The organism is Streptomyces sp. NPDC002566 (genome assembly GCF_042889585.1).
Classification (GTDB): Bacteria; Actinomycetota; Actinomycetes; order Streptomycetales; family Streptomycetaceae; genus Streptomyces.
Genome location: NZ_JBIARD010000011.1, coordinates 62208 through 68974, shown reverse-complemented (window position 1 = coordinate 68974; position 6767 = coordinate 62208). Strand labels below are relative to the sequence as shown.

The window sequence follows — 6767 nt, the reverse complement described above, 5'->3', positions numbered from 1 at the left end:
CCTGGGGCCCAAGCACAACCGTCCCGCCGGGGGGGCCGCAACCGGATGGTTCCGCCCACCCCGGCGGTTTTCGTGACGGTCGCACGCCTCTCGCGTGAGCTGCGGCGGGGCGCGGTCCTCCGCGCCCCCGTGTCTAGCCTCTGCGGAGGGTCGGCTTGAGTTCCTTCAGACGGCCGAGGAGGCCGTTGACGAACGAGGGCGACTCGTCCGTGGAGAACTCCTTCGCCAGCTGCACCATCTCGTCGAGGACGACGGCGTCCGGCGTCTCGTCGACCCAGACCAGCTCGTAGGCGCCGAGCCGCAGGATGTTGCGGTCGACGACCGGCATCCGGTCCAGCGTCCAGCCGACCGAGTACTGGGCGATCAGCTCGTCGATGCGCTTGGCCTGCTCGGCGTAGCCCTCGACCAGCTGCATCGTGTACTCGCTCACCGGTGGCTGCCGGGTGTCGGCCCGGGAGAGCCGGATCCAGTCCGCGAGGACGGTCAGGACGTCGACGCCACGCTGGTCGCCCTCGAAGAGGATCTGGAAGGCGCGCTTGCGGGCCGTGTTGCGAGCGGCCACGGTTAGCTGTTCACCCGACCGAGGTAGTCGCTCGTGCGGGTGTCGACCTTGATCTTCTCACCGGTGGTGATGAAGAGCGGGACCTGGATCTGGTGGCCGGTCTCCAGGGTGGCGGGCTTGGTGCCACCGGTGGAGCGGTCGCCCTGGACGCCCGGCTCGGTCTCCTGGACGACCAGCTCGACGGCGGCGGGCAGCTCGACGAAGAGCACCTCGCCCTCGTGCTGGGCGACGGTGGCGGTGAAGCCCTCGATCAGGAAGTTGGCGGCGTCGCCGACGGCCTTGCGGTCGACCATCAGCTGGTCGTAGGTCTCCATGTCCATGAAGACGAAGTACTCGCCGTCCATGTACGAGAACTGCATGTCGCGCTTGTCGACAGTGGCCGTCTCGACCTTGACGCCGGCGTTGAACGTCTTGTCGACGACCTTGCCGGAGAGCACGTTCTTGAGCTTGGTGCGCACGAAGGCCGGGCCCTTGCCGGGCTTGACGTGCTGGAACTCGACGACGGACCAGAGCTGGCCGCCTTCGAGCTTGAGCACCAGGCCGTTCTTGAGGTCGTTCGTGGAAGCCACGGTTGCGGAATCTCCTGGACTGACGTGGACGACCCCGGGCCACGCGTCCAGCCGATGAGCTAGAGCGCGAGCAGCTCCTTGGTCGTGATGGTGAGTAGCTCGGGTCCGCCGTCCGCCTCGGGGCGCACGACGAGCGTGTCATCGATCCGGACGCCGCCCCGCCCCGGGAGGTGGACCCCGGGTTCGACGGTGACCGGCACGCAAGCGTCCAGTTTACCCATGGCCGCGGGAGCCAACTGCGGGTCCTCGTCGATTTCGAGTCCGACCCCGTGCCCGGTGAGCGCCGGGAGGCGCTCCGAATAGCCCGCGCAGTCCAGGACCTGGCGTGCGGCGCGGTCCACGTCCCGGTGCGCGGTGCCCGGCACCAGGCTCTCACGGCCGGCCCGCTGGGCGGCGAACACCAGGTCGTACAGCTCGATCTGCCAGTCCGCCGGCGAGGTGCCGATGACGAAGGTGCGGCCGATCTCGCAGCGGTAGCCGCGATAGGAGGCGCCGAGGCAGACGGAGAGGAAGTCGCCCTCCTCCACCCGCCGGTCGGTGGGCCGGTGCCCGCGCCGCCCGGAGTTGGGGCCGGTGCCCACGGACGTGGGGAAGGCGGGCCCGTCGGCGCCGTGGTCGACGAGACGGCGCTCCAGTTCGAGGGCGAGGTGGCGTTCGGTGCGGCCGACGAGGATGGACTCCAGCAGCTCCCCCAGGGCCTGGTCGGCGATCTCGGCGCCGATGCGCAGGCAGGAGATCTCCTCCTCGTCCTTCACCACCCTGAGCTGTTCGACCGCGCCGCCCAGGTCGGCGAGGCGGATCCGGGGGGCGACGGAGCGCAGGGCGCGATGCCGGGTGACCGTGAGGTGGTGCTCCTCGACGGCGAGGCAGTCGCCGCCGGCGCCGCCGGCCGCGAGGAGGCCCACGGCGGCCACGGCGGGGTCGCCGCCGGCGCCGGGGAGGGTGTGCACCTTCAGACTGTCGTCCGGGCGGGCCTCGGCGGGGCGGTCGTCCGGCGGGCCCGTGCACACGAGGAGGTCCTCGTCGCCCAGCAGCAGGACGGCTCCCTGCGGGGCCGCGCCGGCGAGGTACCTGACGTTGGCGGGCCGGGAGATCAGCGCTGCCGCGTTGCCGGACGCGTGGCAGCGTTCTTTCAGTCGTGTGCGACGGGTCGCGTACACCTCTGACATGTGTCGAGCGTAGGAGCGGTGGCCGGAAACCGCCGGTCGAGCTGCGCCGAGCGGGGACCGGCGTCAGGGGCCTACCACTTCGGAGGGCTGGCGATCGCCCTCGCCAGCACCTCGTCCAGGACCCTCGCCGTGGTGGGCACGTCGAGCTGGGAGTTGTCGATGATCGGCAGGCCGGAGCCGTACCAGCCTGCCATCCGGCCGTGGATGCGGGCCACCTCCTCGTCGGTGAGGCGGCGGTTTCCGGAGCGTTCGGCGTTGCGCTCCAGGACCACCTCCAGGCCGGGGAGGAGGACGACCGGCAGCAGCCCGGGACCGACGTGCCGCTTCCAGCCGCCGAGGCCGACGGCGGGGCGGTCGGGGAAGATCGCGTCGTCGAGGACGCAGGAGATCCCGTTGGCGAGGAAGTTGCGCGCGGCGAAGCCGCAGGTGCGGCGGGCCAGGCGGTACTGGGCCTCGGAGTGGTCGTTCCAGCCCGACTGGGGGTCGGCGAAGCCCGAGCGGACCCATTCGCGGACGTCGTCGAGGCTGATGTGGGCGGTGGGCACCCGGCGGTGGTCCGCCCAGTACTTGGCGACGCTGGTCTTCCCCGCCCCGGCGGGCCCGATGAGCAGCACCGCGAGGGTGGTCGCCGCCGGGTCGGGGGCGGAGGCGGCGGGCGGCACGCTGGGCATGGGCACGGGCCCGCCCGGCGGCAGGGGCACATGCCCGGTGACGTCGCCGCCCTGGGCGACGGTCGCGTGAGGCGGCACGGACGGCTGTGCGGGAGCCGGCTGCGGCGCGGGCGCCTGGGGCATGGGCGGCGGCTGCGGCACAGGGGTGTGCGGCACGGAGGGCTGCGGCTGAGGCATCGGCGGCACGGAGGCCTGCGCCGCGGAGGGGGCGCCCCCGAAGGCCGGTCCCCCGGCGAACCCGGGGCCGGCCGGAACCGGCGGCGGCGCGAAGGCGCCGGGCTGGGGTCCGGTCGCACCCGGCTGGTGTGCGTCGGCGGGCGGGGCGGCCGGTGGGGGCGGCGTGGGTGGGGGCCAGGTGGGGGCCGGTCCGTGCCCCGGCTGGTGGGGCGGCGGCAGCGGAGAACCCACTGCGTGCTGCATCCGGTGCCACTCCGTCTCGTACAGGCAATGGGCGCTGGCGTGGGGCGAGGACCCCTCGGGGGCGCGGAACCCCCGCGTCGCTCCGAACGGTACCGCCCCCGGCCGTCGTTTGGTGAACGGCCGGGGGCGGTCGGAAGTGCCCGTCGGGAAAAGCGAATCGGGCTTAAGGGGATCGCCGGGACTACTCGCCCACTTCGCCGTAGGCGGCGAGGAGGATCGCCGGGTCGGGGCCCTCCAGGACGGTCGGCTTGGCGAGGCCGTCGAGGACGATGAACCGCAGCAGGTTGCCGCGCGACTTCTTGTCGACCTTCATCGCCTCCAGCAACTTCGGCCACTGGTCGTACCGGTAGTGCAGCGGGAGGCCCACCGACTCCAGCACCGTGCGGTGCCGGTCCGCCGTGGCGTCGTCCAACCGGCCGGCGAGACGGCCCAGTTCGGCCGCGAAGTGCATGCCGACGGAGACGGCCGCGCCGTGCCGCCACTTGTAGCGCTCGTTCTTCTCGATGGCGTGGCCGAGCGTGTGCCCGTAGTTGAGGATCTCCCGAAGGCCCGACTCCTTCAGGTCGGAGGAGACGACCTCCGCCTTGACCCTGATGGAGCGTTCGATCAGCTCGGCGGTGTGCGGGCCGGCCGGGGTGCGGGCGGCCTCGGGGTCGGACTCCACGAGGTCGAGGATCACCGGGTCGGCGATGAAGCCGGCCTTGATGACCTCCGCGAGCCCGGAGACGTAGTCGTTGACCGGGAGGGAGTCCAGCGCGGCCAGGTCGCACAGGACGCCGGCCGGCGGGTGGAAGGCGCCGACGAGGTTCTTGCCCTCGGCGGTGTTGATGCCGGTCTTGCCGCCGACGGCCGCGTCGACCATGGCGAGCACGGTGGTCGGGACGGCGATCCAGCGCACCCCGCGCAGCCAGGTCGCGGCGACGAACCCGGCGAGGTCGGTGGTGGCGCCGCCGCCGACGCCCACGACGACGTCGGTGCGGGTGAACCCGGACTGGCCGAGGGCCTTCCAGCAGTAGGCGGCGACCTCGGCGGTCTTGGCCTCCTCGGCGTTGGGCACCTGGATGGCGACGGCCTCGTAGCCCTGCTCCGCCAGATCGGCGCGGAGCGCGTCACCGGTCTCGGCGAGGGCCTCGGGGTGGATGACGGCGACCCGCCTGGCCTTCTCACCGATCAGCGCGGCGAGTTCGCCGAGCAGTTGACGGCCGACGAGCACGTCGTACGGCTCGGACCCCGCGCTCGCGCCGACCCGGATCCGCGTCACTGACTCGCTCATGCTTCCTTCAACTCCAGTGCGTCCAGGGCGGCTTGCGTGACCTCTTCGGGGGTGCGGCCGTCGGTCGGCAGGACGGCCGTGGCGACCTCCTCGTACAGGTGCCGCCGTGCGTCCATCAGCTCGCGCCACTGCTTGCGCGGGTTGACGGCGAGCAGCGGGCGGGCCGTGTTGAGGCCGGTGCGCTTGACGGCCTCCTCGACGTCCATCGACAGGTAGAGGACGCGCTGCCCGGCCAAAAGGCCGCGCGTGTCCTCGTCGAGGATCGCGCCGCCGCCGAGCGAGAGGACGCCGTCGTGCTCGGCGAGGGCGCGGCGCACGGCCTGCTTCTCGGCGGCACGGAAGGCGGCCTCGCCCTCCTCGACGAAGATGTCGGCGATGGCGCGGCCCTGCTCCGCGACGATGTCGGCGTCGGTGTCCCGGTAGCCGGCCCCGAGCCGCTCGGCGAGCATCTGCCCGACGGTGGACTTGCCGACGCCCATCGGCCCGACCAGGACGACCAGCGGCCCGCTCATCGGATGTGCAGGTTGTCGAGGTACGAGCGCACGTTGCGGCGGGTCTCGGGCACGCTGTCGCCGCCGAACTTCTCGGCGACGGCGTCCGCGAGGACCAGCGCGACCATGGCCTCGGCGACGATGCCTGCGGCCGGCACCGCGCACACGTCGGAGCGCTGGTGGTGGGCCTGGGAGGCCTCGCCGGTGGAGACGTCGACGGTGCGCAGGGCCCGCGGTACGGTGGCGATGGGCTTCATGGCGGCGCGCACCCGCAGCAGCTCGCCGGTGGTCAGGCCGCCCTCGGTGCCGCCGGAGCGGCCGGTGGCGCGCTTGATGCCCTCGTCCGTGGTGACGATCTCGTCGTGGGCCTTCGAACCGGGCACGCGCGCGAGGTCGAAGCCGTCGCCGACCTCGACGCCCTTGATGGCCTGGATGCCCATGAGCGCGGCGGCGAGCCGGGCGTCGAGCCTGCGGTCCCAGTGCACGTGCGAGCCGAGGCCCACGGGCACGTCGTAGGCGAGGACCTCGACGACGCCGCCGAGGGTGTCGCCGTCCTTGTGGGCCTGGTCGATCTCCGCGACCATCGCCTTCGAGGCGTCGGCGTCCAGGCAGCGCACCGGGTCGGCGTCGAGCCTCTCGACGTCGGCGGGGGTCGGGTAGACGCCGTAGGGCGCCTTGGCCGCGGCCAGCTCGACGACGTGGGAGACGATCTCGATGCCGGCCGTCTCCTTGAGGTACGACCGGGCGACGGCGCCCAGCGCGACGCGGGCGGCGGTCTCGCGCGCGGAGGCGCGCTCCAGGATCGGGCGGGCCTCGTCGAAGCCGTACTTCTGCATGCCGGCCAGGTCGGCGTGGCCGGGGCGGGGGCGGGTCAGCGGCGCGTTGCGGGCGAGTCCGGCGAGCACCTCGGGGTCGACCGGGTCGGCCGCCATGACCTGCTCCCACTTGGGCCACTCGGTGTTGCCCACCATGATCGCGACCGGGGAGCCGAGGGAGAGGCCGTGCCGGACGCCGCCGAGGAAGGTGATCTCGTCCTGCTCGAACTTCATCCGCGCACCGCGCCCATAGCCGAGCCGGCGCCTCGCCAGATGGTCGGCGACCATCTCCGTGGTGATCGGCACGCCGGCGGGAAGGCCCTCCAGCGTCGCGACGAGTGCGGGACCGTGGGACTCCCCCGCGGTCAGCCAGCGCAACCTGCTCAACGGTGCTCCTCAGTGCTCGCGCCTGGTACTGCCCTGCGTACGCGGGTCCTCGCGTACGGCAACGGCGGGACCGGGTGCGCGACCCTGGTCCGCCACCTACGATCCTCCCACGTCCCCGGCCCCGTCCCGGCCGCCGGTCCATCAGGCGGACGGCGGCCCGGACGGGCCGGGGTCACCGCGCGTCGTCGCGCCGGTTCTGCGGGGCGTACGCGCCGAGGAAGTCCGCGCCGCTCGGGCCGTTCGCGGGAGCGGGCTGCGGGGCGGGAGCCGCCTGGTTCTGCTGGGCCTGCTGGTTCTGCGGGGCGTACGCGCCCAGGAAGTCCGCGCCGCTCGGGCCGTTCGCGGGAGCGGGCTGCGGGGCGGGAGCCGCCTGGTTCTGCTGGGCCTGCTGGTTCTGCGGGGCGTACGCG

General features: G+C 73.2%; 7 protein-coding genes and 1 pseudogene. All 8 read right to left on the bottom strand.

The annotated features are described in order from the left end of the window. Nucleotides 1-133: 133 nt before the first annotated feature. Nucleotides 134-562, bottom strand: coding sequence for a transcription antitermination factor NusB (gene nusB, locus ACFYXA_RS32850; RefSeq protein WP_130444519.1), 429 nt, complete (start codon nt 560-562; stop codon nt 134-136). Nucleotides 563-564: 2 nt separating this feature from the next. Beyond that, nucleotides 565-1131, bottom strand: coding sequence for an elongation factor P (efp, locus tag ACFYXA_RS32845; protein WP_037742222.1), 567 nt, complete (start codon nt 1129-1131; stop codon nt 565-567). Nucleotides 1132-1190: 59 nt separating this feature from the next. After that, nucleotides 1191-2300 (bottom strand): aminopeptidase P family protein, encoded by a 1110-nt coding sequence (locus tag ACFYXA_RS32840; RefSeq protein ID WP_352248033.1) that lies wholly within the window; start codon nt 2298-2300, stop codon nt 1191-1193. A 71-nt stretch (nt 2301-2371) separates the two neighbouring features. Next, the gene (locus tag ACFYXA_RS32835) at nt 2372-3391 is read right to left on the bottom strand and encodes an AAA family ATPase (protein ID WP_389039798.1); all 1020 of its coding nucleotides are present in this window, start codon (nt 3389-3391) and stop codon (nt 2372-2374) included. 181 nt (nt 3392-3572) lie between these two features. Continuing rightward, complete coding sequence (gene aroB / locus ACFYXA_RS32830; protein WP_352248029.1) at nt 3573-4664, bottom strand: 3-dehydroquinate synthase; 1092 nt, start codon at nt 4662-4664, stop codon at nt 3573-3575. After that, nucleotides 4661-5176 (bottom strand): shikimate kinase, encoded by a 516-nt coding sequence (locus tag ACFYXA_RS32825; protein WP_351097307.1) that lies wholly within the window; start codon nt 5174-5176, stop codon nt 4661-4663. The genes aroB and ACFYXA_RS32825 overlap by 4 nt, the downstream gene beginning before the upstream one ends. Beyond that, a complete protein-coding gene (gene aroC, locus ACFYXA_RS32820; protein WP_352248027.1) occupies nt 5173-6357 on the bottom strand; it encodes a chorismate synthase in 1185 nt (394 codons plus the stop codon). The genes ACFYXA_RS32825 and aroC overlap by 4 nt, the downstream gene beginning before the upstream one ends. A 172-nt stretch (nt 6358-6529) precedes the next feature. Beyond that, nucleotides 6530-6767 (bottom strand): annotated as a pseudogene (locus ACFYXA_RS32815) (hypothetical protein); the annotation flags it as partial.

What these genes read in the sequence shown, in the direction of transcription:
- ACFYXA_RS32840 (WP_352248033.1), bottom strand. Translation starts at nt 2,300, where the DNA reads ATGTCAGAGGTGTACGCGACCCGTCGCACACGACTGAAAGAACGCTGC.
- ACFYXA_RS32835 (WP_389039798.1), bottom strand. Translation starts at nt 3,391, where the DNA reads ATGCAGCACGCAGTGGGTTCTCCGCTGCCGCCGCCCCACCAGCCGGGG.
- aroB (WP_352248029.1), bottom strand. Translation starts at nt 4,664, where the DNA reads ATGAGCGAGTCAGTGACGCGGATCCGGGTCGGCGCGAGCGCGGGGTCC.
- ACFYXA_RS32825 (WP_351097307.1), bottom strand. Translation starts at nt 5,176, where the DNA reads ATGAGCGGGCCGCTGGTCGTCCTGGTCGGGCCGATGGGCGTCGGCAAG.